25 protein-coding genes are annotated in these 23,309 nt (G+C 65.0%); 12 read left to right on the forward strand and 13 right to left on the reverse strand.

Features of this window, described 5'->3' with window-relative positions; all coding sequences use genetic code 11:
• Positions 1-26 precede the first annotated feature (26 nt).
• Positions 27-524, reverse strand: a complete 498-nt coding sequence (locus AC1DR6_RS04760) for a MarR family winged helix-turn-helix transcriptional regulator (RefSeq protein WP_476828435.1) — start codon at positions 522-524, stop codon at positions 27-29.
• Positions 525-723: 199 nt separating this feature from the next.
• Here AC1DR6_RS04760 and AC1DR6_RS04765 point away from each other — a divergent pair, with 199 nt between their 5' ends.
• Positions 724-1,611, forward strand: a complete 888-nt coding sequence (locus tag AC1DR6_RS04765; protein ID WP_476828042.1) for a branched-chain amino acid aminotransferase — start codon at positions 724-726, stop codon at positions 1,609-1,611.
• Positions 1,612-1,749: 138 nt separating this feature from the next.
• Here AC1DR6_RS04765 and AC1DR6_RS04770 read toward each other — a convergent pair whose 3' ends face one another.
• The 5 genes from AC1DR6_RS04770 to uvrC all read right to left on the reverse strand — a co-directional run bounded on the left by AC1DR6_RS04770 (position 1,750) and on the right by uvrC (position 6,364).
• Entirely contained in the window at positions 1,750-2,769 is a 1,020-nt protein-coding gene (locus tag AC1DR6_RS04770; protein WP_476828043.1) for a DUF1176 domain-containing protein, read from the reverse strand.
• Positions 2,770-2,797: 28 nt separating this feature from the next.
• Positions 2,798-3,256: a molybdenum cofactor biosynthesis protein MoaE gene (locus tag AC1DR6_RS04775; RefSeq protein WP_476828044.1), complete on the reverse strand. Its 459-nt coding sequence runs from the start codon at positions 3,254-3,256 to the stop codon at positions 2,798-2,800.
• Positions 3,257-3,263: 7 nt separating this feature from the next.
• Positions 3,264-3,572, reverse strand: coding sequence for a molybdopterin converting factor subunit 1 (gene moaD / locus AC1DR6_RS04780; protein ID WP_476828045.1), 309 nt, complete (start codon positions 3,570-3,572; stop codon positions 3,264-3,266).
• Entirely contained in the window at positions 3,569-4,180 is a 612-nt protein-coding gene (gene pgsA / locus AC1DR6_RS04785; RefSeq protein WP_476828046.1) for a CDP-diacylglycerol--glycerol-3-phosphate 3-phosphatidyltransferase, read from the reverse strand. Before pgsA ends, moaD begins: the two co-directional genes overlap by 4 nt.
• A 66-nt stretch (positions 4,181-4,246) precedes the next feature.
• Complete coding sequence (gene uvrC / locus AC1DR6_RS04790; protein ID WP_476828047.1) at positions 4,247-6,364, reverse strand: excinuclease ABC subunit UvrC; 2,118 nt, start codon at positions 6,362-6,364, stop codon at positions 4,247-4,249.
• A 371-nt stretch (positions 6,365-6,735) separates the two neighbouring features.
• Between uvrC and AC1DR6_RS04795 the strand changes: the two genes are divergently transcribed.
• The 9 genes from AC1DR6_RS04795 to AC1DR6_RS04835 all read left to right on the forward strand — a co-directional run bounded on the left by AC1DR6_RS04795 (position 6,736) and on the right by AC1DR6_RS04835 (position 13,012).
• Entirely contained in the window at positions 6,736-6,945 is a 210-nt protein-coding gene (locus tag AC1DR6_RS04795; protein WP_476828436.1) for a cold-shock protein, read from the forward strand.
• A 136-nt stretch (positions 6,946-7,081) separates the two neighbouring features.
• Entirely contained in the window at positions 7,082-7,354 is a 273-nt protein-coding gene (gene rpsU / locus AC1DR6_RS04800) for a 30S ribosomal protein S21 (protein WP_476828048.1), read from the forward strand.
• A 40-nt stretch (positions 7,355-7,394) separates the two neighbouring features.
• Positions 7,395-7,772, forward strand: a complete 378-nt coding sequence (locus tag AC1DR6_RS04805; protein ID WP_476828049.1) for a hypothetical protein — start codon at positions 7,395-7,397, stop codon at positions 7,770-7,772.
• The gene (locus AC1DR6_RS04810) at positions 7,753-8,454 is read left to right on the forward strand and encodes a chloramphenicol phosphotransferase CPT family protein (RefSeq protein WP_476828050.1); all 702 of its coding nucleotides are present in this window, start codon (positions 7,753-7,755) and stop codon (positions 8,452-8,454) included. Before AC1DR6_RS04805 ends, AC1DR6_RS04810 begins: the two co-directional genes overlap by 20 nt.
• Positions 8,455-8,543: 89 nt before the next feature.
• Complete coding sequence (locus AC1DR6_RS04815) at positions 8,544-9,563, forward strand: NADP-dependent oxidoreductase (protein WP_476828051.1); 1,020 nt, start codon at positions 8,544-8,546, stop codon at positions 9,561-9,563.
• Positions 9,564-9,647: 84 nt separating this feature from the next.
• Positions 9,648-10,478, forward strand: coding sequence for a prolipoprotein diacylglyceryl transferase (gene lgt / locus AC1DR6_RS04820; protein WP_476828052.1), 831 nt, complete (start codon positions 9,648-9,650; stop codon positions 10,476-10,478).
• A complete protein-coding gene (locus tag AC1DR6_RS04825) occupies positions 10,475-11,566 on the forward strand; it encodes a class I SAM-dependent methyltransferase (protein ID WP_476828053.1) in 1,092 nt (363 codons plus the stop codon). The genes lgt and AC1DR6_RS04825 overlap by 4 nt, the downstream gene beginning before the upstream one ends.
• 38 nt (positions 11,567-11,604) lie before the next feature.
• Complete coding sequence (gene pgeF / locus AC1DR6_RS04830; RefSeq protein ID WP_476828054.1) at positions 11,605-12,369, forward strand: peptidoglycan editing factor PgeF; 765 nt, start codon at positions 11,605-11,607, stop codon at positions 12,367-12,369.
• 13 nt (positions 12,370-12,382) lie between these two features.
• The gene (locus AC1DR6_RS04835; protein ID WP_476828055.1) at positions 12,383-13,012 is read left to right on the forward strand and encodes a DsbA family protein; all 630 of its coding nucleotides are present in this window, start codon (positions 12,383-12,385) and stop codon (positions 13,010-13,012) included.
• Between the two features lie 9 nt (positions 13,013-13,021).
• Here AC1DR6_RS04835 and AC1DR6_RS04840 read toward each other — a convergent pair whose 3' ends face one another.
• Positions 13,022-13,834, reverse strand: coding sequence for a glycosyltransferase family 2 protein (locus AC1DR6_RS04840; RefSeq protein WP_476828437.1), 813 nt, complete (start codon positions 13,832-13,834; stop codon positions 13,022-13,024).
• A gap of 371 nt (positions 13,835-14,205) precedes the next feature.
• Between AC1DR6_RS04840 and AC1DR6_RS04845 the strand changes: the two genes are divergently transcribed.
• Positions 14,206-14,868: an outer membrane protein gene (locus AC1DR6_RS04845; protein ID WP_476828056.1), complete on the forward strand. Its 663-nt coding sequence runs from the start codon at positions 14,206-14,208 to the stop codon at positions 14,866-14,868.
• A gap of 187 nt (positions 14,869-15,055) precedes the next feature.
• Here AC1DR6_RS04845 and AC1DR6_RS04850 read toward each other — a convergent pair whose 3' ends face one another.
• From AC1DR6_RS04850 to AC1DR6_RS04875, 6 genes are all read right to left on the reverse strand, one after another.
• Positions 15,056-15,661, reverse strand: a complete 606-nt coding sequence (locus tag AC1DR6_RS04850) for a glutathione S-transferase (RefSeq protein ID WP_476828057.1) — start codon at positions 15,659-15,661, stop codon at positions 15,056-15,058.
• Between the two features lie 36 nt (positions 15,662-15,697).
• A complete protein-coding gene (locus tag AC1DR6_RS04855) occupies positions 15,698-16,549 on the reverse strand; it encodes a 23S rRNA (adenine(2030)-N(6))-methyltransferase RlmJ (protein ID WP_476828058.1) in 852 nt (283 codons plus the stop codon).
• Positions 16,550-16,599: 50 nt separating this feature from the next.
• Positions 16,600-17,274, reverse strand: coding sequence for a ribonuclease T2 family protein (locus tag AC1DR6_RS04860; protein ID WP_476828059.1), 675 nt, complete (start codon positions 17,272-17,274; stop codon positions 16,600-16,602).
• 11 nt (positions 17,275-17,285) lie between these two features.
• The gene (locus AC1DR6_RS04865) at positions 17,286-17,744 is read right to left on the reverse strand and encodes a hypothetical protein (RefSeq protein ID WP_476828060.1); all 459 of its coding nucleotides are present in this window, start codon (positions 17,742-17,744) and stop codon (positions 17,286-17,288) included.
• 113 nt (positions 17,745-17,857) lie between these two features.
• Positions 17,858-18,730, reverse strand: a complete 873-nt coding sequence (locus AC1DR6_RS04870; RefSeq protein ID WP_476828061.1) for a DMT family transporter — start codon at positions 18,728-18,730, stop codon at positions 17,858-17,860.
• 141 nt (positions 18,731-18,871) lie between these two features.
• Positions 18,872-19,429 carry a winged helix DNA-binding protein gene (locus AC1DR6_RS04875; protein WP_476828062.1) on the reverse strand — a complete coding sequence of 186 codons (558 nt, stop codon included), beginning with the start codon at positions 19,427-19,429 and terminating at the stop codon, positions 18,872-18,874.
• A 149-nt stretch (positions 19,430-19,578) separates the two neighbouring features.
• Here AC1DR6_RS04875 and AC1DR6_RS04880 point away from each other — a divergent pair, with 149 nt between their 5' ends.
• Positions 19,579-23,178, forward strand: a complete 3,600-nt coding sequence (locus AC1DR6_RS04880; RefSeq protein ID WP_476828063.1) for a hydantoinase B/oxoprolinase family protein — start codon at positions 19,579-19,581, stop codon at positions 23,176-23,178.
• The last annotated feature ends 131 nt before the right edge of the window (positions 23,179-23,309 follow it).

Consider the following 23,309-nt stretch of genomic DNA (forward strand, 5'->3'; position numbering starts at 1 on the left):
AGCATAGGCCGGGGCGGGGCCGGCGGCTATGGTCGCGCGAGCAGTCCCTGAACCTTGGGGCGTTCGGCCGGGTCGATCAGCGCGGCGAGATAAGCCGCCACCGTGCCGGACGCGTCAGGCCCGATACTGTCGAGCGCGCGCAGGATGCGCTTCGACTGGAGCTGGACCAGCCTTTGGGCCAGATCCTGGCCGGCCGAGGTCGTGTGAAGGTGGCGCTGGCGCTTGTCCTGCCGGCCGGTGCGCTGCTCGATATAGCCTTTTTCGACCAGCTCCTTCAGCACGCGGTTGAGGCTCTGCTTGGTGATCTGCAGGATATCGAGCAGCTCAGCGATCGTCAGGCCCGGTCGCCGCTGGACGAAGTGCAGCACGCGGTGATGGGCGCGACCGAACCCGTAATCGGCCAGGATGCGATCGGGATCGCCGACAAAATCGCGGTAGGCGAAGAACAGCAGCTCGATCAGGTCGAAGGGCACGGCTGTCGGGGTGTCCGCCGGGGCCGCATGGCCGCCCTCGGATCGCGTCACAGGCTCGACCAAAACGGCGGCTCCAAAAATTTAGGTCAAGGTTATTGACATATCTCAGACGCAAGATTACCGGTCAAGCGCGCTGAGCGAACGATTGTTTCAAAGCAGGTTGCTCTCACGCAGCTTTAGACCCTTGCTTGCGTTCCGAAAACGGCTGTGCCGCTGTCGGGACGAGGAAAGCATCCGAGGAGACAGGTCCATGTCAGTCATTCCTTTCGACCAGCGCGACGGCGTTATCTGGTTCGACGGCAAGCTCGTGCCGTGGAAGGATGCCAAGGTCCACGTACTGACTCATGGCCTGCATTACGGCTCCTGCGTGTTCGAGGGCGAGCGCGCCTATGACGGCGTGATCTACAAGGGCACCGAGCACTCGAAGCGCTTCCACAAATCGGCCGAGATCATGGATTTCACGATCCCCTATTCGGTCGCGGAGCTCGACGAGGCCAAATACCTTTGCCTCAAGGAAAACGGCCTGAAGGACGCCTATCTGCGGCCCGTCGCCTGGCGCGGCTCGGAGATGATGGCGGTCTCGGGGATGAACAATACGATTCACACCGCGATTGCCGTGTGGGAGTGGCCGAGCATGTTCGACATGGCCGCCAAGCTGAAGGGCATCCGCCTCGACGTCGCGGAATACCGCCGCCCGGATCCCGCCTGCGCGCCCGTTCATGCCAAGGCCGCGGGGCTCTATATGATCTGCTCGCTCTCCAAGCATAAGGCGGAGCGGGGCGGCTATGCCGACGCGATGATGCTGGACTGGGAAGGCAATGTCGCCGAATGCACCGGCGCCAACATCTTCTTCATCAAGGACGGTGTGATCCACACCCCGCTGGCCGACCGCTTCCTGAACGGGTTAACCCGCCAGTCGGTCATCGACCAGTGCCGCGAACGCGGCTTCGAGGTGGTGGAGCGGCGCATCCGCCCCGAGGAGCTGGAAGGCTTCAACGAGTGCTTCATCACCGGCTCGGCCGCCGAAGTGACGCTCGTTTCCGAGATCGGCCCTTACAGCTTCATCACGGGCAATATGGGCAAGGTGATCATGGAAGATTACTCGGCGGCGGTGCGTCCGCAGTCGAAGGCGGCCTGAGGCCAGGCCACCACAGCCTATCAGACATGGATGGTCGGCCTTGTGCCAACCATCCATGTCTTCTCTGATCGAGCGTCGTGTTCAAGACGTGGATGCTCGCCACAAGGGCGAGCATGACGGCAGAGCTGGCTGACGCTCCTATTTGGCCCGGCTGCGATAGAGCGTAAACCAGTCGTCCGGCGTCACGCCCCGGCATTCGCCCATCATCGACAGTTCCGTGCGCACGAAGCTCTCGCCGGTCCAGGCGTAGCCGCCAGTGACGCCGCAATCACCGATGCCACGTCCCTTGGCGAAGAATGAGAGATGGCCCGTGCGCGGGTCGAAATCCGCATTGGTCAAATCGTTGCCATCGTCGCCGTCGCCATCGGCGAAACGGACGGGTTTGGCGTTGGTTGGCTCGTTGTCGGGCATGAGGAAGAACGACGAGGAGACGTTGTAGGCGCCGCGCGAACAGGCCAGCGCCACCAGAAAGCGCTTGCTCCCCAGCGCCCAGGCTTCGTCGCCATCCGCCGCATCGTCTTCGCAGGAATCCGGCTTGCGCTTCTTCAGGTCAGCGCGAAGCTTTGCGGCCTGAACCTTGCCGAGCTTCATGTCCAGCGTCGGTGGCGCGGGTTTAGCGATAACGAGCGGCACTGCGGGCGCTGCCGGCGCGGTCGTCGCGGGACCTTTGCGGATGAGCGCCGATGTGGTGCCGAGGCGACCCTGCTGTTCGTCGATCCAGAGCAGCGCCGCCACGGAGCCGGCGAGCGAGACGTTGGCGTTCAAGCCCGGCGCACCGATGCCGAGTTTCGTCGCCTTGCGCGCGGCTTCGATCAGAGCGGACGTATCCTCGGGCGAAAAGGTGAGGGTGGCGAGGTCGTCCTCGGCGACGACGGGCAAATATTTGCCGCCGGCCGGGAAGGGCGCTGCGTCGAGCTTGAGCTGCACGGTCGCGGGCGGCTTCTTGCCGTCGCTGCGCAGGCGGAGCACCAGTCGGGCCGCGCCTTCCGGCCCGGCCGGCCGTTCCAGCCGCAGATACGCGATCGGGTCGGCGTTCTCGGCCGGCAGCGAGAGGGCGGCGCAGGTTTTGGCGTTGTCGCAAGCGGCCATCCAGTCGCGGAAGGCTTTGGGCTCGTCGGCGGCGCGGGCCGCGCTGGCACACCCAAGCGATAGGCTCAACAGAGCAGCCGACAAGGCGATGCGGGCCCTAGCGGCTCCAGCGTTGTGCCGCATTGTCGTCCTCGCCCTTGGCCTCGACCCAGTCGCCCAGCGTTCCATCGGCGCGGTGCTCGCGCTTCCAGAACGGGGCGCGGGTCTTGAGGTAGTCCATCATGAAATCGGCGGCCTCGAAAGCCGCGCGGCGATGGGCGGAGGCCGCGACCACCAGCACGATCTGTTCGCCGGGCGCGACAAGGCCGTAGCGGTGGATCGCGACGAGGCCCATCAGCGGCCAGCGCGAAGCAGCCTCCGAGGCGACACGCGCGATCTCGGCTTCGGCCATGCCGGGATAATGTTCGAGCTCCAGGGCAGACAATGTCCCCGCTTCATCGCGGCAAAGGCCGGTGAAGGACACCACCGCGCCGATGTCCCCGCGCCCCGCGCTCAGCGCCGCGATCTCGGCGGCAAGGTCGAAATCCTCGCGCTGGATGCGGATCACGGGAGTCATGGCCCGCTCAGCCGCCCGTCATCGGCGGGAAGAAGGCGATCTCCCGGGCGCTGCCGAGCAGCGCATGGGGCTTGGCGTGCACATGATCGAGCGCTGCGCGCACCACGGCCTCATTGGCGAACGCCGTCTCATAGCCCTCGCCGCGACGCTTCAGCCAGCGGACGAGGTCCGCCACGGTGCCGAGGTCGCGCGGGATTTCGAGCGTTTCCTCAGCGAGGCCGACGCGCTCGCGGACCCAGGCGAAATAGACGAGCTTGACGGTGCGTGTCGCCGGATCGGCCGTCATCGCCGCCGCTGTCATCGTCGCCGCCGTCATGGGACCCGCTCGTCTTCCTGAACGAGATAGCGGATGCCGGCGTTGAAATAGTCCCAGCCCGTATAGATCGTCAGCCCCGCCGCGGCCCAGAGCAGCACGATCCCGATCTGGGTATTGGCAGGCAGAACCTTGTCGCCCGCCGGCCCTGCGACGAGGAAGCCGAGGGCGCAGAGCTGCGCCGTCGTCTTCCATTTCGCGACCTTGCTGACCGGCACGCTGACCTTCAGATCGGCTAGGAACTCGCGCAGGCCCGAGACAAGGATTTCGCGACAGAGAATCACGATCGCCGCCCAAAGCGTCCAGCCCTGAATTTGCCCGGTATAGACCAGCATCAGCAGCAGCGCGGCGACGAGGAGCTTGTCTGCGATCGGGTCCAGCATACGGCCGATGGCGGATTGCTGGCTCCAGGCGCGGGCGATGTATCCGTCGAGATAGTCGGTGATCGCGGCCACCGTGTAGATCGCCAGGGCGATCCAGCGCATCCAGTCGTCGGTCGGCCAGAACAAGATGGCGACCAGGGCCGGGATCGCGAGGATCCGCCCATAGGTGAGAAGGTTCGGCAGCGACCAGGGGCCGCGCCGCCTGATGGCGTCTGGAAGAATCGTCACGTTGAGCACCAAAGCAACCCGGCCACCGCCGCGTCAACATGCAAGACCGTGAATGTGGCGGATGTTCTAGTTATCGTGAAAGAAATCATGGACCGCCTTAGCCGTCGCGGCATTCACGCCGGGCGTACGAATGAGATCGTCTAGTTTGGCGCGCTGGATGGCCTTCACCGTGCCGAAATGCAGCAGCAGCGCTCTTTTCCGCGAAGGACCGATGCCCTGTATCTCGTCCAGCGGGTTCTTCATCGTCTCTCGCTTGCGCTTGGCGCGGTGCGTGCCGATGGCGAAGCGGTGGGCCTCGTCGCGCAGGCGCTGGATGAAATAGAGCGCCGGGTCGCGCGGCTGAAGCTTGAAGGGCTCGCGGCCCACCATGTGGAAGGTCTCGCGCATGGCGTTCCTGTCCTCCCCCTTGGCGATCGCGACGAGCGGAATATCGCCCGCGCCGAGCTCCTTCATGATCTTCAGCGCGGCGCTGAACTGCCCCTTGCCGCCATCGACGATGACGAGATCGGGGCGGGAAGGGAAGCCATCCTCATCCTTGCGCGGCTTTGCCGTTTTTCGTTTTTTTCCGCCCGAGGCGTCATCCTGAGGAGCGCCGGCAGGCGCGTCTTGGAGGATGATCGCCGAGGCGCCGTCGCCTTCTGGAGTATCCTTCGAGATGGCCGGTATCGCGGCTTCCTCAGGAGGAGGGCTGAGAGCGAAGCCCTCTTCCTTCGCGAGTTTTGCAAATCGCCGCGTCAGGACCTCGCGCATCATGCCGAAATCGTCGCCGGCGATGGTGTCGGCCGAAATGTTGAAGGTGCGATAATGGCTCTTCATGAAGCCGTCCGGCCCGGCGACGATCATGCCGCCGACCGCGTTCGTGCCCATGATGTGAGAGTTGTCGTAAACCTCGACGCGGCGCGGCGCGGCCTGCATCCCGAAGGCGGTGCCGAGCGCGGCGAGCAGGGATTGCTGCCCGGCATTCTCCGCGAGCTTGCGGGAGAGCGCCTCGCGGGCGTTCTTGACCGCATGGGCCATCAGGTCGGCGCGCTCGCCACGCTTCGGATTGGCGACCTCGACTTTCCGGCCGGCCCGCGCGGACAGGGCCTGCGCGATCAGCTCGATCTCCTCGACCGGATGCGAGAGCAATACGAGGCGCGGCGGCGGCTTGTCGTCGTAGAACTGCGTGACCACCGACGCGAGCACCTCCGCCGGCGTCAGCGAACGGTCGGCGCGGGGGAAAAGCGCCCGGTTGCCCCAGTTCTGGTGGTTGCGGAAGAAGAAGATCTCGACGCAGAAATGCCCGGCCTGTTCGTCGATGGCGAAGACGTCCGCCTCCTCCACGCCCTGCGTGTTGATGTCTTGCCCGGCCTGTACGGCCGAGAGCGCGGCCAGCCGGTCGCGGTAGCGGGCCGCCTTCTCGAATTCCAGTTCTTCGGACGCCGCCTGCATCCGTCCTGAGAGCAGTTGCTTCACGGAGGAAGAGCGGCCGGACAGGAAGTCGCGGGCCTGACCGATGAGCGCCTGATAATCGGGAATGTCGATCTCGCGGGTGCACGGGCCCGAGCAGCGCTTGATCTGGTAGAGCAGGCAGGGCCTCGTGCGATTCTCGTAGAACGAATCCGAGCAGGTCCGAATCAGGAAGGCCTTCTGCAGCGCGTCGATGGTGCGCTTCACTGCCCAGACCGAGGCGAAGGGGCCGAAATAGTCGCCTTTGCGATGGCGCGAGCCGCGATGCTTGAACAGCGCGGGCGCCTCGTGGTCTCCGGTCAGCAGGATATAGGGGAACGATTTGTCGTCCCGAAGCAGCACATTGTAGCGCGGCCTGAGCTGCTTGATCAGATTCGATTCCAGCAGCAGGGCTTCGGTTTCGGTGCCGGTGGTAACGAACTCCATGTTCGCCGTCTCGGCGATCATGCGGGCGACCGCATTGGTGTGCGCCATACCGCGAGCATAGGAGCCGACGCGGTTTTTCAGACTTTTGGCCTTGCCGACATAGAGCACCTCGCCTGCACGATCGAACATGCGGTAGACGCCGGGCCGGTTCGGGAGATGCTTGGCGAATCGCTGGATGACCTCGATGCCGGCCTTCAGCGCGCCGGGCGCTGCATCGCTCAGGTCGAGTTCGGGCCCGGAAGCGGGGAGGGTGTCCTCCTCGTCCTCGAATTCCTCCTGGGGCAGGTCGTCCTGGCGGTCGCGATTCATCGCCCCCATGTAGGATGCCGCGGGCCCTTCGTCATGTCAGGAGGCGAGAAGCTGCGGATCGGCGGCGCCGGCCTGCGGCGCGGCCGCGAAACATCCGAAAAGCGACCGGTCCCGTCCGATTCCAGGGCGATGCCATCGCGTTTTGTGGCTGCCCGGTGGGAGCCAGCATGGATTGGTATTTTCGTAACCTGCGGCTTTGGTTTGACAAAATGGCGGGTTCGCCCTATCTGTCGGTCTCGATATCGGGCCTGATGACTTGGCCACTTGCGCTTCTTGCGCGGTACGCTGATGATTTCTTCCTTTGATCGAATATCATCATCAGCCGGGTCATCAGACTCGGATTGGACAATTTTGCTTTAAAGGAGGCGCCGATGGCTTCGGGTGCTGTTAAGTGGTTCAACGCAACCAAGGGTTTCGGTTTCATTCAGCCTGACGATGGCGGCCAGGACGTGTTCGTCCATATCAGCGCTGTCGAGCGGGCCGGTATGCGCGATCTGCGCGAAGGCCAGAAGATTTCCTACGAGCTGGTTCAGGACAAGCGTTCTGGCAAGAGCTCCGCGGACAACCTGCGCGCCGAGTAACCGCCAAAAGCGGAGCGACGGAGGTTGAGGCTGCCACGGATGTACTGGCACCACGACTGGAACGTTCCGCATCAGCGGTGATCGAAGGGTCGGGACGATATGCCCGGCCCTTTAGTTTTTTGAGGAAGGGTCCGCCATGCAGGTTCTCGTACGGGACAACAATGTCGAGCAGGCGCTTCGCGTCCTGAAGAAGAAGCTTCAGCGCGAAGGTGTGTTCCGCGAGATGAAGCAGCGGCGCGCTTACGAAAAGCCGTCCGAGAAGCGTGTGCGCGAAAAGGGCGAGGCTGTACGCCGCGCCAAGAAGCTGGCCCGCAAGCAGGCCGTGCGTGAAGGATTGCTGCCGGCTCCGAAGCGCAAGCTGCCGCTCGGCAAGGATCGTCCGGGAGCGCCGCGTCCGCCCGCGGCCTGAGACCGCCCGCATACCTTCTCTTGTCCAAAAGGAGTTTGGCATGTCGAGCCGCAACATGAAGCTGGACGAGATCAAAGCGCGTGCGCAAGCCGCCTTTGAAAAGACCGAGCAGCGCAAGCGCGATGCCTTGGTGGCTTGGCAGGCGCTCGACGACCAGGCGAGCCAGACTCGCGTCAAGACCGAGAAGCTGAAGGCTCTTCGGCTTGCGCGCGACGCCGAGGAAGCTGCGACCAAGGCCGCTGCCGCTCCCAAAAAGACCGCTGCGGCCGCCAAAAAAGCCGCGGGTTCTTCCAAGGCTTCGATGGGTAAGACCGGAGTTGCCAAGGCTTCAACTGCCAAGACTTCGGTCGCCAAGGCGGCTGCCGCGCCGAAGGCCGCATCGGCCCCGCGCGCCAAGCGTGTCGCGAAGCCGGCCTGAACCGATCCCCGCCCGGTCGGCTGGCATCCGCGGCCGGCTGACGTCGTCTTGTCCGGTCGGCGCCGATACCGTGCGAGAATTCCGACGAATGTCCTCCTCTACCGGCGGCGCACTGCGTAAGGACCGGAAGGGGCGAATCATCCTGCTCAACGGTGCGTCAAGCAGTGGGAAATCCACGCTCGCGCGAGCATTGCAGGCGCAGATGCCGGAGCCTTTCTGGCATATCTCGATCGACCATCTGCGCGATTCCGGCGTTTTGCCGAGCGAGCGCATCCGCGCCAAGGAATTCGACTGGCGGACGATGCGCGAGCCATTCTTCATCGGCTTCGAGCGCTCACTCGTCGCCTATGCCGAGGCCGGCAACGACCTCATCGTTGAACACATCATGGAAAACGCCGCGTGGTTTGAGCGGCTGGTCAGGACGCTCGCCGGGCAGGACGTGTTCTTCGTTGGGGTGCATTGCAGGCTCGACGAGCTGGAGCGGCGAGAAATCGCGCGTGGAGACCGGCCGATCGGCGATGCGCGCCGCGACTTCCACAGCATCCATTCGTACTGTTCCTACGATTTCGAGATTGATGGTCTGCAAAAGGCCGCAAGCAACGCCGAAAAGCTGATCGTCGCCTGGCAGCAACGCAAGCGTTCCTCCGCGTTCGAGCGACACCATGCGGACCCGACGAGCTGACAGGAAGCGGCCTGCAACAGCTACCACTCGGATCGGACCGCCCCATATTGGGCGCTCAGGCTCGATCGTTTCGTGGAGAATCACAGATTATGTCGCAGCCCGACAACACCCGGATCGTTCTCGCCTCGCGGCCGGAAGGACGTCCCACCCCGCAAGATTTTCGTCTGGGGCAGGCCGCGATCCCGGCCATCACAGATGGGCAGGTGTTGCTAAAGACGCTCTATCTGTCGCTCGATCCCTATATGCGCGGGCGGATGAGCGCCGCGAAATCCTATGCCGCGCCGGTCGAGATCGGTCAGGTGATGGAGGGCAGCACGGTCGCCGAGGTGCTGGAGAGTCGCGATCCCAACTTCGCGGCGGGCGATCTCGTCTTGTCCTATTCGGGCTGGCAATCGCATGCGGCGGTCGCGGCGAAAGGGCTGCGCAAGCTCGACCCGCAGGCCGCCCCCGTCACCACGGCGCTCGGGGTTCTCGGCATGCCGGGTTTCACCGCCTATGCCGGGCTGCTCACGATCGGTCAGCCGAAAGCCGGCGAGACCGTGGTGGTCGCCGCCGCGAGTGGGCCGGTGGGCTCGGCCGTGGGGCAGATCGCCCGTATCAAAGGGGCGCGCGCGGTCGGCATCGCAGGCGGGCCGGAGAAATGTGCCTTCGTGCGCGAGACCTTCGGCTTCGATGCGGTGATTGATCACCGCGATCCCGATATGGCGGCCAAGCTCGCGGCGGCCTGCCCGGACGGGATCGACGTTTACTTCGAGAATGTCGGCGGCCATGTCTGGGATGCGGTCTTCCCGTTGCTGAACAGCTTCGCGCGCATCCCGGTCTGCGGGCTCGTGGCGCAGTACAATGCCACCGGCGATTTTCCCGGCCCGGACCGGCTGCCCGCGCTGATGCGTCAGATCCTGTCGAAGAGTCTGACGATCCGCGGCTTCATCCAGCGCGAATTCGCGGCGACCCAGGGGGCGGCGTTCCAGAAGGACATGACCGGCTGGCTCGCCGACGGCTCGGTCAAGTACAAGGAGGATATCGTCGAGGGATTGAAGAAAGCGCCGGAGGCGCTGATCGGCCTGCTCGAGGGCAAGAACTTCGGGAAGCTTATCGTCAAGCTCTGATGCGACGGCCATCTGCCGGCCTTTTTCCTTGACCATTCGAGGGGCGCGCGGCCATCACCATGCGCCTGTCACCGGAACTGCCCTATGCCCGTTTTCGCCATTCCTTTTCCGATGATCGATCCGGTCGCGGTCCAGCTCGGGCCGCTCTCGATCAAATGGTACGGGCTTGCCTATGTCGCAGGACTGCTCGGCGGCTGGTGGTATGCGCGTCGGCTCGTGGCGAGTGACGCGCTCTGGGGTGGACGGGCCCGGCCGGATGCAGCTTCGCTCGACGATTTTCTGCTCTTCGCCGCGATTGGTGTCGTATTCGGCGGTCGGATCGGCTTCGTGCTGTTCTATAATCTCGCCTATTATTTACCCAATCCGCTAGAGATTTTCGCGGTGTGGAAGGGCGGAATGTCCTTCCATGGCGGGCTTGTCGGCGCGGCCGTGGGTCTCTGGCTGTTCGCAAGGCGCCGCGGCTATCCGCCGCTCTCCGCGCTCGATCTCGGCTCCGCTGTGGCCCCGCTGGGTCTGTTCCTTGGCCGCATCGCCAATTTCGTCAATGGCGAGCTCTGGGGGCGCACGGCACCGGATCTTCCCTGGGCGATCGTGTTCCCAAATGGCGGGCCGGTGCCGCGCCATCCGAGCCAGCTCTACGAGGCCTTCAGCGAGGGGCTGTTCCTGCTCGTGGCCCTGATGATCGTGGTGCGGCTGGGCGGCTTGAAGCGCCCTGGCTTCGTCGCCGGGCTGTTCGGCATGGGCTATGGCGTGACCCGCACGAGTTGTGAGTTCTTCCGCCAGCCCGATCCCCAACTCGGCTTCTTATTCGGCACGGACTGGCTGACCATGGGCATGCTGCTATCTGCGCCGCTCTTCCTGGCCGGCCTTGTCCTGGTCATTCGAGCCAGGCGACCGCAGGCTATCGAGGCTTGAGTGCGCTGAAGGCGGAAATCATCCGCCTGATCGCGCAGGAGGGCCCGCTTTCGGTCTCGCGTTACATGGCGCTGGCGCTGGGCCATCCGCGCCACGGTTACTACATCAACCGCGACCCGTTCGGGCGGGCCGGCGACTTCACGACTGCGCCCGAAATCAGCCAGATGTTCGGCGAGCTCATCGGGCTCTGGGCAGCGCATGCCTGGCAGGCGATGGGCGCACCCTCCCGGTTCCGCCTGACCGAGCTCGGCCCCGGCCGCGGCACCCTAATGGCCGATCTTTTGCGCGCGACGCAGATCGTGCCCGGCTTCCACGACGCCTTGAGCGTGCATCTGGTCGAGACGAGCCCGGCGCTGCGCGCGCGACAGGCCACTGCGCTCCAGGGCATCGAGCCGATGTGGCACGATTCGGCGAGCACGGCGCTGGTTGGGCCCGTCATCGTCATCGCCAACGAATTCCTCGACGCCTTGCCGCTCGACCAGTTCGTGATGACGGAGCGGGGTTGGCGCGAAAGGTTGATCGGACTGGACGATGCGGGGGAGCTGGCTTTCGGGCTCACTGAAAGTCTCGAGGGCAGCCTGAAGCTTGCGGCGCCGATCGGGCACGTGTTCGAGCAGCCAGCAGTGGCGCTCGGCGTCACCGCTCAGATCGCCAAGCATCTCGCCACTGAGGGGGGCGCCTGCCTGTTCATCGATTACGGCTCGACGCGTTCGGGTTTCGGCGACACGCTGCAGGCGGTGAAGCGCCATGCCTTCGTCGACCCGCTGGCCGAGCCGGGCGAGGCGGACCTGACGGTGCATGTCGATTTCGAGCGTATCGGCGATGCGGGTCTCAAAGCTGGCGCGGCGCTAAGCGGGCCGGCGACGCAGCGCGACTTTCTCCTCGGGCTGGGCCTTGCTGAGCGAGCCCGAAAACTATCGCAAGGCGCTAGTTCTGCGCAGCAAGAGAGTATCGCGCAGGCCTTCGACCGGCTGACGGCCGCCGGCAAGACGGCGATGGGGGACCTGTTCAAGGTCGTCGCGCTGGCCCACCCCGCCCTGCCGCCGCTGCCTGGATTTGACCTTCATCGGCTGCCAGAGCAGGACTGACGGCCATCGTTTTCGGCCGCGCCAGACGGGACGACGCCATGTTCATCACCTCGGACGAACTCGCGGCGGAAACGGGGATCCGCCACGCCTTCTTCACCCGCGAGGGTGGTGTTTCCGAGGGGATCTACACCTCGCTCAATGGTGGGCTGGGCTCCAACGACGATCCGGCGGCCATCGCTGGAAACCGGGCGCGGATGGCGCAGCATCTCGACGTCGCGCCGGATCATCTGGTCAGTCTCTGGCAGGTCCATTCCGCGGATGTCGCGATCGTTACGGGTCCGTGGCAGGGCGAGCGCCCCAAGGCCGACGCGATGGTGACGGTCTCACAGAATGTCGCGCTGGGCATTTCGACAGCCGATTGCGGGCCCATCCTCTTCGCCGACAGTCAGGCTCGGGTCATCGGCGCCGCGCATTCCGGCTGGAAGGGCGCCTTCTCCGGGATCGTCGGCGCTACGGTGACCGAGATGGAAAAACTGGGCGCACGGCGCGAGCGGATCGTTGCGGTGCTGGGCCCGACCATCAGCGCCAGGGCCTATGAGGTCGGGCCGGAGTTCATCGAGCGCTTCAAGGCGGAAAACGCGACCTATGCGCGCTTCTTCACCGCGTCGGAGCGCGCGGCGCATGCGATGTTCGACCTGCCCGCCTTCATCGGGTTGAAGGCGCAGGAGGCGGGGATCGGACGCTTCGCAAATATGGATCTGTGCACTTATGGCGACGAACAGCGCTTCTTCAGCTATCGCCGCACGACGCATCGGGGCGAGCCCGATTACGGGCGGCTGATCTCCGCGATTACGCTTGGCTGATTCGAGAGGCACGATGTCCCGCACCATCCAGTATTTCTTCTCTCTGCACTCGCCCTGGACCTATCTGGGCAATGGCTATTTCCACGAGATCGCGCGCAAACATGGCTGTGCGATCGACTATAAGCCGATGCCGCTGCGCTCGGTCTTCGACGAGACCGGCGGCGTGCCGCTGGCGGCGCGACACCCGGTGCGGCAGCGCTACCGCCTGGTCGATCTGCAGCGGTGGCGCGAGCAGCGGCATGTGCCGCTCGTTCTGCAGCCGCGCTATTTCCCGTTCGATGCATCGCTGGCCGACCGTGTCGCGATCGCACTTCTGATGTCGGAGAAGGATCCGCAGGCCTTCATCGCCGACGTGATGGCCGGTGTCTGGGCGCGCGAGGAGGACATGCGCGCGCCCACAGCCGTCAAGGGGAGTGCCGACCGGGCGGGGTTCGACGGCGCGGCGCTGCTGGAGCAGGCCGGGCAAGAGCCCATTCGCCAGCGCTACGAGGCTACTCTGGCCGAGGCAGTGGAACTGGGCGTTTTCGGTGCGCCGAGCTACGTCCTCGATGGCGAGGTCTTCTGGGGACAGGACCGGCTCGAGTTGCTCGATTCGGCGCTGGCGAGCGGCCGGCCGGCTTACCGCCCCGACGGCGCCGTCTGAGTCGGTCGCCTATCGGCTCGACGGGTCCTTGCTGCCGTTCACCGTGTCGATGCCGGAGTGGCGGCGCAGCCGCCGCTCCCAATGCTTGGCGGCGCGCAGGTAGCGATAGAACGCGTAGTTCATCGCGGTCATGAAGCCGTAGAGGCCGCGCAGGGCGTGACGACGGCCGATATAAGCCTTGACGAAATTAGCCGGGAATTCGGCGACCAGCCGAAACCCCGAGACGGTGATGCCGCGTGCGTCGAGGTCGTCGGCCTGAGCATCGCTATAGGCATTGAGCTTCTCCATCTGCTCGCCGAGCGACCGGACGGAGAAATGATGGATGGTGCCCTTGAGCTTGCCGATTCGCGCCTGGGGCTCCAGATCGACGCGGTCATGCACGGGCGATTGCGAGTAGCGGCCCTTCGATCTGCGGTACAGCCGCACGGGTGCCAGCGCATAGGCAAAGCGATGCGGCGCCCTCTCGCCGGGGAAGATCTCGGCGATTCGGGTCTTGTAGGCATCGAGCGAGGGTCCGCCATTTGCGAAGAGAGCGGCGATCTCAGCGGCAAGATCGGGCGGGACGACCTCGTCGGCGTCCAGATTCAGGAGCCAGTCGTTCAGGCATTGCTCTTCGGCGAAGCGCTTCTGCTGTCCGTAGCCGGGCCAAGCATGAAAAATCACTCTGGCGCCGAGCGATTCAGCCAGCGCCTGCGTACCGTCGGTCGAGCCCGAATCCACTACGACAATGTCGTCGCTCAACCCGCGCACGGCCTCTATCGTGCGGCCGATGCGATCGGCCTCGTCGAGCGCGATGATGAAGATGGAGAGCGACGCCAAAATCCGTTCGATCCGTTTGTTTTCAAGGGTTAAGCATGGGGGGAGGGCAGCGGCAAGAAGGCTCTTTCAATGCCTTTTGATTTTATGGCGGAACCTTGGCTGAACTCTCGCGTTAACCGGCGGATCATCCATTGTTCCGCGTGTATCAAATCGTGTTCCGTTAGTATTCGGTTTACCATGCCTTCCGCGTTCCCGTTGGTTAACCCGTCTTTACGAGTTTGCATCCAGTTATCCCATTCGTGCCGCATTTCTGCCGTGGTTCGCAAAGTGGTTGTGCTTCCGGTGCAACAGACAAAGCCGGCAACCGGTACTATACAGATGACATCGAAATCACCCGCCGGGCCCCCCGGCAAAGCGATGACTAGGAGTTTGTCATGAAGAAGTATCTGCTCGCGAGTGTTGCCGCTCTCGGACTGGTTGCCGCTGGCGCCGCCTCTGCCGCCGACCTGCCGTCGCGCAAGGGCCCGGTTTCGGCTCCGATCTACGTTCCCGCCTTCACCTGGACCGGTTTCTACGTCGGTGGTAACGCCGGCTACGGCTGGGGCAACGTGAACACCAATGGCGGCGTGAACATCACCCAGACCGGCGACCTCGATGGCTTCGTCGGCGGCGGCCAGGTTGGCTACAACTACCAGATGGGCCAGTTCGTCCTCGGCGTCGAAGGCGACATCCAGGGCGCTGACCTGAGCACCGGCAACACCTTCGGTAATGCTCTGCGCGTCAAGACCGACTACTTCGGCACCGTTCGCGCTCGCGCCGGCCTCGCCTTCGATCGGTTCATGCCCTACGTGACCGGTGGTTGGGCTTACGGCAACGTCAAGACCACCGTCCCCGGCACGTTCTTCTCGTCGGACAAGACCCACACCGGCGGCTTCGCCGTCGGCGGTGGTCTCGAGTACGCCGTGACGAATAACATCATCGCCGGCGTCGAGTACCTCTACGTCGATCTCGGCGAGAAGCGCGTGACGAACACGGTCGGCACGAAGGTCGGCACCGACTTCTCGGTTGTCCGCGCCCGTCTGAGCTACAAGTTCTGATCCAGCTTCCTTCGGGAAGTCAGAACAACCCGGTGGCCTTTGGCCACCGGGTTTTTTATTGCGCGTCGTCCGCAGCAACAGAAAAAGGGGGGCGCTCGCCTGATGGCGCCGCCCCCCTTTTAGCGATGAGATTTGTTGGTCCGGTGAGATTCGGGTGGGCTGCCCTCGATCGGGGCAGGCTTGCGCCTCAGCCCTTGAACCGGGTGGTTTCGAAAGCCGGCACGCGGGCTGCAAAATCGTCGAGCCAAGCGACGAGCGCGGGATAGGCGGCCCGCCAGCTCCCGGCGAAGCGCAGATCGAGATAGCCAAGCGCGCAAGCTAGCGCGATTTCGCCGATTCTCGGCCGGTCTTCGAAATGCGGCGGCTTCGTTTCTAGCGACGCCAGGCCGCGCGCGACCTTGCCATCCTGGTGAGCGACCCAGCTGGCGTTGTGTTCGGCCTCGGGACGGAAGCGCCCTTCATAGACCTTCAGCAGCGCGGCATCGGCGATGCCGTCCGCCAGGGCCTGAAGCCGGAGCTGCGCGAAACGGGCTTCGCCGTTGGGGACCAGTTTTCCGCCACCGGAGAGATGGTCGAGATAATCGACGATGACGCGCGAATCGAACAGGGTCGTCCCGTCATCGAGCACCAGCGTCGGGATCTTGCCGAGCGGGTTTTGCTCCCGCAGTGCCTCGTTCGGGTCGTTCGTATCGGCGACGACAATCTCGATCCTGTCCATCAGCCCGAGTTCGATCGCCGCCATCTTGACCTTTCGGCCGAAGGGAGAGGCCGGGGAGGAGCGCAATACGAGCATCGTCAGCATCCGTGGAAACGAGGAAGGCGGGCGCGATCAGCCATCCGGCCGTATCGCCTCGCATAGATAGCGCGGGCGCTGGCCTTGCGCGAGCCGCTCGGTCAAAGCCGGCAGCAGGGTCTCGCATTCTTCCGCGAGCCGCCATGGCGGGTTCGCAATCAGCAAGCCCGTTGCACTCAGACCGCCGGCGGCATCCGGCCGGTCGACGTCGATCTCCAGCCGCAGCAACTTACCGACGCCCGCTTCGGCGATATCGTCGATCATCGCAGCGACCGCATCCCGGTCCTTCAGCGGGTACCAAAGCATGTAGGTGCCGGTCGGCCATTTGCGATGCGCCGCCACGAATTGCTGGGTCAGCATCTGGAATTCATCCGCGACTTCGAAAGGCGGGTCGATCAGGACGACGCCGCGCCGTTCGATGGGTGGCACATTGGCCCGAAGCGCGGTCCATCCATCGATGGCGAGCGCCTTGCAGCGCTTGTCGCGCGTGAGCGTTTCCGCGAGCTTCTGGTAGGTTTGCGGGTGAAGTTCCGCCGCGATCAGGCGGTCGAACGGCCGCATTGCGTGACGGCATAGCCAGGGCGAGCCGGGATAGGCGTCGGCGCCATGCTCCGCGCGGATCGCTGCCAGCGCCTCGCGATAGGGCACCAGCAATTGCTCCGCGCCGGCGCTCAAAGGCGATCGGTCCAGCCGGGCGATTCCGTCCTTCCACTCATGGGTGCGGGAGGCATCGTCGTCGGCGAGATCGTAACGCCCGCTGCCGGCATGGGTGTCGATCGCGCGATAAGGCGTCGCCTTGGCGCCGAGATGCATCAGGATGCGCGCCAGGACGGCGTGCTTGAGCACATCGGCAAAATTGCCGGCATGGAAGCTGTGACGATAATTCATGTCGCGCTTATCCGCCGCCGCGACGCCGGAGGCAACAGCCGCCGCTCGGACTATTGCGGCGCGGGCACGCTGAATTCGCGAGCGCGACAGCCGGAACGATCAACCTCGGGGCAGGAGCGGAAGTCGCGCAGATCCTTGCTGAGGCAGATACGGATTTCCTGCAGAACGCCGCGCTTGCAGCTCACCGACATCATGTCGGTACGCAGCCCCGGATTGGCGGCGGCGAAGGCGCGCTCGAGATCGATCGCCGTCCAACTTTGTTCGCGCTGAGGTTTGGCGAGCGCGGGGGGAACCGCGACCTTGTCGCTGGCGCGCCTGGCGTCACGGAAATAGTCGGACGGGCTGGAGCCCGAGCAGGTGCCGTGCTTGCGCCACTCGTAGCGGGCCAGCCCCTCGGTCGGGTAGACGCCCTTTGCTTCTTCCAGCGCGATTCGCGAGGGAGAGCGGCCGGCTGGACCGCAATCGCTGGGATAACCGCGCTCGTATTGCGGCCAGAGCCCGTGGACGACGAAGCCGAGATTGGCGCCGTCGCCGCATTGCTCCCTGTTGCGGCCGTTCCCGCCATCGAGCTGGCAGAAGCCCGGCGACCAGGACAGCGCGAGCACATAGAAGTCGAAATCGCCGGTGGCGCTGCCGCGCTGCCCGAATCCTTGCGACTGAGCCGCGCTCGCAAGGGAGAGGCAAGCGAGCGCTGTGAGCGAGAGCCGCCGAAGGAGCCGGGCCATGCGCGGGTGGCTCAGGGGCGGGCCATCTTGCAGTTCGGTGCGTAGCTGCGCTCGCGATCGAGGCCTGCGACGCACCAGTTGACGTTCCAGCCGCGGGCGAAGAGCCCGAGATTCTCGCGCACCGAATAATCGACGCGATGGAAGACGCCGTTATTCAGCAGGACGCGCGCCGTGCAGAAGCGTCGCGGAATGGTGTCGTCGCCCCAGGGCCGGAAACCGAGTTCGCCGATCCGATCATAAGCAATCGTCTCGAGCGGACCCCAGAATTTGGCCTCCCGCGAGCCGAACGAGCTCGACACGTCGCCGAGGACAGCCGGATCGGCACAACCGGGTAGGTTGCCATACATCGCGATGATGCGTTCCTCCGCGCGGTCGGGCGGCGCGACGTAGCGTCGGCTCGCCGCATCGGCGGCAAAGCCTGTCAGGCAGGCGAGGGACATGAGAGCGGCGGAGAGCCAGGCACGGGACATGAGAATCGGCCTCATCAAGGCAAAAAAGGTTTGGCGTTCACGATGGCCGTGCGAGCGCGAAGAATCAAGCGATCGGTCGCGACTGCGGCGCTCACGATCGCCGAATCCGAGGCTTACGGTCTGGCGGCGGCACGCCGTTCGAGGATCAGGAGCGCCATGCCGGCGGCGATGATCAGCCCCGCGCCTGTCAACATCGCCGGCGTCGGCCAATCGCCGAAGACGAGCCAGCCGAAGATCAGCGCCCAGATGATCAGGGTGTATTGATAGGGCACCACCACCGACGCCTCGGCCAACTTCAGCGACCGGGTCACGCAAAGATGCGCCGCCATCGCCATGATACCGAGTAGCGCCAGCAAGGCGATGTCGCGCAGGCTCGGCGTCACCCAGCCGAAGGGAACGAGCGCAAGGCCGACGAGTGCGGCGCCGACCGTCTGCCATGCGACCAGCGTGACGTCGGGTGTGCCGCGCAACTGGCGCCCTGCGATCATCATCGCCGAAAAGAAGAAGCTGCCGAGCACGGCCATGCCGGCAGGCGCCGAAAGGCTCGCGCCGGTCGGGCCCAAAGCTACCGCGACGCCGGCGAAGCCGACGACGACTGCGCCCCAACGCGCTGCGTCGACACGCTCGCGCAGGATGATCGCCGCCAGCACGACGACGAAGACCGGTGCGGCAAGCCAGATCGTCATGGTGTCTGCGAGCGGCAGATGACTGACCGCGGCGTAGAACAGCGCGACATCGCCGCAGCCGAACAGCACGCGCAGCGCCTGTAACTTAGGGCGCTCGGGCCGCCAGGTACGCCGCCACCCTTGCGCCACGACGAAAGGCGCCAGCACGAGCAGCCCGGCGACACTGCGAATCAGCAGCACCTGACCGATGGAATAGGTCGCGACCAACCATTTCCCCATCACGTCATTGACGGAGAACAGCAGGATGCCGAGCAGCATCATGGCGATGCCGGCTAGCGAGCTATTGCGGGAATGCAGCATGGAATCCGGCCGGAAGGGGGCTCTCTGTGGGCGAATGTCGCTGCCGTGACAAGCGCGGCTCTCACATGAGGGAATGCGCTGATGCAGGGTATCGCGGCCGCATAGACGCCGCGTCCCGACGCGCAGACCGCGACAGCCGGTCTAGAGGCTCGCTGCCGCGCGGGCGGCCTGGTCGTACTGCCCGGACAGCGAACGCATCGTTGCGGCGATCTGCGACAGGCGGGATGCGTCCGCGCCGGAGCCCAGGACCGAACCGACCAGCAACTGCTCCCTGATCTGTGCGTAACGGACACAGGCCTCTTCGCCGGCAGGCGTGATCGCGACGGTCTTTTCCTTGCCCTTTCGGGCGGATTTCACCAGCTTGAGCTTCTCCAGCTTCTTCAGCGCGTAGTTCACCAGATGCGTGTCCTCGATGTTGAGAACGAGGCAGATGTCGGCAAGCCGCTTCGGTTTGCCGCGATGATTGACGTTGTGCAGCACGATCACGTCGAGCGGCGAAAGATCGGGCAGGCCTGCTGCCGCCATGCCGCGAACGATCCAGCGCTGGAAGGCGTGCACGGTCATGCTCAGCGCGAACTCGAATTCCGACAGAGCCGGCATCGCACCGGCGGCCAGATGGCCGGACGACACGATCGGACCGATCTGGACGCCCGGCTCGCCGGGCTGATTCTCGCGGATCATCGCCGAGTAGCCCCGCATGTGCTCATCGCTTCGGTCCTCGGCTTCGACAGGTTGATCCAAAGGTCTCGAAGATAGAATCCCGCACTCGCTTGTCAACAGAACGGCGACGATTTATCGATGAAATGTCAGCATCCGGTCTGGAGGCTGGCGACGCGGAGGAACTGGGCATGTCGACGTCACGCTGGGATTTCTGGATCGACCGTGGCGGCACCTTCACCGATGTGATCGGGCGCGATCCTGCCGGGGGGCTTCATGCCAGAAAGCTGCTGTCGGAGAATCCTGGGGCCTATCGCGACGCCGCGGTGCAGGGCATTCGCGACCATCTCGGCTTGAAGGCTGGCGAGCCGATCCCGGCCGGCGCGATCGGCGAGGTGCGCATGGGCACCACCGTCGCGACCAATGCGCTGCTGGAGCGCAAGGGCGACCGCACGCTTCTGGTCACGACAAAGGGTTTCCGCGACGCGCTACGCATCGGCTACCAGGCGCGTCCCGACATCTTCGCCAAGCAGATCGTCAAGCCTGAGCAGCTTTACGAGGATGTGCTGGAGGTGGAGGAGCGGGTGCTCGCGGACGGCACGGTCGAGCGCTCTCTCGACGAAAGCGCGGTGCGCGACGCCCTTCGGGCGCAGTACGGCGCCGGCGTCCGCGCGGTCGCCATCGTTTTCATGCATGGCTATCGCTTTGCCGCACATGAGCAGGCGGCGGCGCGTATCGCCCGCGAAATCGGCTTCCCTCAGGTGTCGGTCAGCCACGAGGTGTCGCCGCTGATCAAGCTGGTTGGACGCGGCGATACGGCGGTGGTCGACGCCTATCTTTCGCCGATCCTGGCCCGCTATGTCAGCCAGGTCTCGGACGAGCTGGATATCGCGCGGACCGGCGCGCGACTGATGTTCATGATGTCGTCGGGAGGCCTCACGGCGGCAGAGCTGTTCCAGGGCAAGGACGCGATCCTGTCGGGCCCGGCTGGCGGCGTCGTCGGCCTCGCGGAGACCGGCCGGTCTGCCGGCTTCGACAAGGTCATCGGCTTCGACATGGGCGGCACGTCCACGGATGTCGCCCATTTCGACGGCGAATATGAGCGCGCCTTCGAGACGGAAGTCGCGGGCGTGCGCATGCGCGCGCCGATGATGCTGATCCACACGGTTGCGGCGGGCGGCGGCTCGATCCTGCATTTCGACGGTGCGCGGTTCCGCGTCGGCCCGGATTCGGCTGGTGCCAATCCGGGGCCGGCGGCCTATCGGCGTGGCGGGCCGCTGGCTGTCACCGATGCCAATGTGATGGTCGGCAAGCTGATCCCCTCCTACTTTCCGGCGATCTTCGGGCCGGGGCAGGACGAGGCGCTGGACGTCGCGATCGTCCGCAACAAGTTCACTGTCCTCGCGGCGGTGGTCGGCGACGGACGCCAGCCGGAAGAGGTCGCCGACGGCTTCATCCAGATCGCTGTCGCCAACATGGCCGAGGCGATCAAGAAAATCTCCGTGCAGCGGGGCTACGACATCACCCGCTACGCGCTGAATTCGTTCGGTGGGGCCGGCGGGCAGCATGCCTGCCTGGTCGCCGATGCACTCGGCATCAAGACCGTGCTGCTGCACCCTTTTTCGGGGCTGCTCTCGGCTTATGGCATGGGGCTGGCGGAAATTCGTGCGACGCGGACGACGGCGCTCGACGTCGCCGTGGATGGCGCAGCGCCAAGCGCGATCGAGGCTGTCTCCGGCGGGCTTTCCGCCGAGACGCGGGCGGAGGTCGCGGGGCAGGGCGTCGCCGAGGGTGACATCGCCGTCCATGTCCGCGCCCATATTCGCTATGCGGGAACCGACACGGCGATCGCCGTCCCGGCCGGCGAAGCGGAGGCGATGACAAACACCTTCCAGGCCGCCCATAAGGCGCGCTTCGGCTTCATGGACGAAACCAAGGCGCTCGTGGTCGAGGCCGTCGAGGTCGAGGCGGTCGGCGGCGGCGCCAAATTCGAGGAGCCGGAGGCGGCCGAGCAGGCGGGCGAACCCGCCGTGGCGGAGAGGGCCCGGTTTTTCTCGAACGGCGCCTGGCGCGACGCGGCAGTGGTCAGGCGGGCGGCGCTGAAGCGTGGCCAGACCATCGCCGGGCCAGCGATCGTGATCGAGCCGAACCAGACGGTCGTCGTCGAGCAGGGCTGGAGCGCCAAGCTCACGGCCAAGGACCATCTCGTCCTGATCCGGACCGAGGCCCTGGTGCAGCAAGCCGCGATCGGCACCAAGGCCGATCCGGTGATGCTCGAGATCTTCAACAACCTGTTCATGTCGATCGCCGAGCAGATGGGCGTGACGCTGCAGAACACGGCCTATTCGGTGAACATCAAGGAGCGGCTCGACTTCTCCTGCGCCGTCTTCGACCAGACCGGCGCGCTTGTCGCCAATGCGCCGCACATGCCGGTGCATCTCGGCTCGATGGATCGCTCCGTGGAAACCGTCATCGCCAATAACCCAGTGATCCAGCCTGGCGACGTCTATTGCCTCAACGCGCCCTATAATGGCGGCACGCATCTGCCGGACATCACGGTCTGCACACCGGTCTTCGACTCCAAGGACAAGGAGATCCTGTTCTGGGTGGCGAGCCGGGGCCACCACGCCGATATCGGCGGCACCGCGCCAGGCTCGATGTCGCCGCTCGCGACCACGATCGAGGAGGAAGGCGTCTATATCGACAATTTCAAGATCGTCGATCGGGGCCGCTTCCGCGAGGAGGCGCTGGTCGAGTTGTTGACCGGCGCGCGCTATCCGGTCCGCAATGTCGTGCAGAACGTCAACGATCTGAAGGCGCAGATCGCGGCCAACGAAAAGGGTGTCGCGGAGCTGCGCAAGATCATCGGCTCCTTCGGCCTCGGCGTCGTGCAGGCCTATATGGGCCATGTGCAGGACAATGCGGCCGAGAGTGTCGCCAGGTTGCTCGCCAAACTGCACGACTGCGAGTTCACCTATCCGATGGACCAGGGCTGCGCCATCAAGGTGAGGATCACCATCGATCGCGAGAAGCGCGAGGCGACGGTGGATTTCACCGGGACATCCGAGCAGCGCGGGGACAATTTCAACGCGCCGGCTCCGGTCACTCGCGCGGCTGTCCTTTATGTTTTCCGCGTCATGGTCGACGACGCCATTCCGATGAATGCCGGGTGCCTCAGGCCGATCAGGATTGTCGTGCCCGAGGGATCGATGCTGTCGCCGCGCTATCCAGCAGCCGTGGTGGCGGGGAATGTCGAGGTGTCGCAGGCCGTCACCAACGCCCTCTTCGGCGCGCTGGGCGCGATGTCGGCCTCGCAGGGCACGATGAACAATCTCACCTTCGGCAACGATCAATATCAGTATTACGAGACGATCTGCTCCGGCTCGCCAGCGGGACCGGGCTTCGACGGCACGGCGGGCGTGCATGTCCACATGACCAATTCGCGGCTGACCGACCCCGAGATCCTCGAGACGCGCTTTCCGGTGGTGCTGGAGGATTTTCACATCCGCGCCGGCTCGGGCGGCAAGGGCGAGTGGCAGGGCGGCGACGGCACCTCGCGCACCATCCGCTTCCGAAAGACCATGGATTGCGCGATCCTCGCCTCGCATCGGAAGGTGCGACCGTTCGGGGCGAAGGGCGGGGAGCCCGGCGAACTTGGCCGGACGCTGGTGCGGCGGTTGTCGGGCGCAGTCGAGGAGTTGCAGCCATCCGACCAGACCTTGCTGCAAGCCGGCGAGGCGGTGACCGTCATTACGCCGACAGCGGGCGGCTATGGCAGGGCCAAAGCTTGAAAGACCTGCCCGCCGCGCCTCGCTGAACCGGCTAATGATCTGATTTTGTTGCAGTTATCATCGGGTCATTAACCTGGCGTTCGTTCCGGATGTGCCAAGAGGCTGCCGCAGAGTGACGGTGGCGGACGATG

The organism is Allobosea sp. P5_A5 (genome assembly GCF_056400625.1).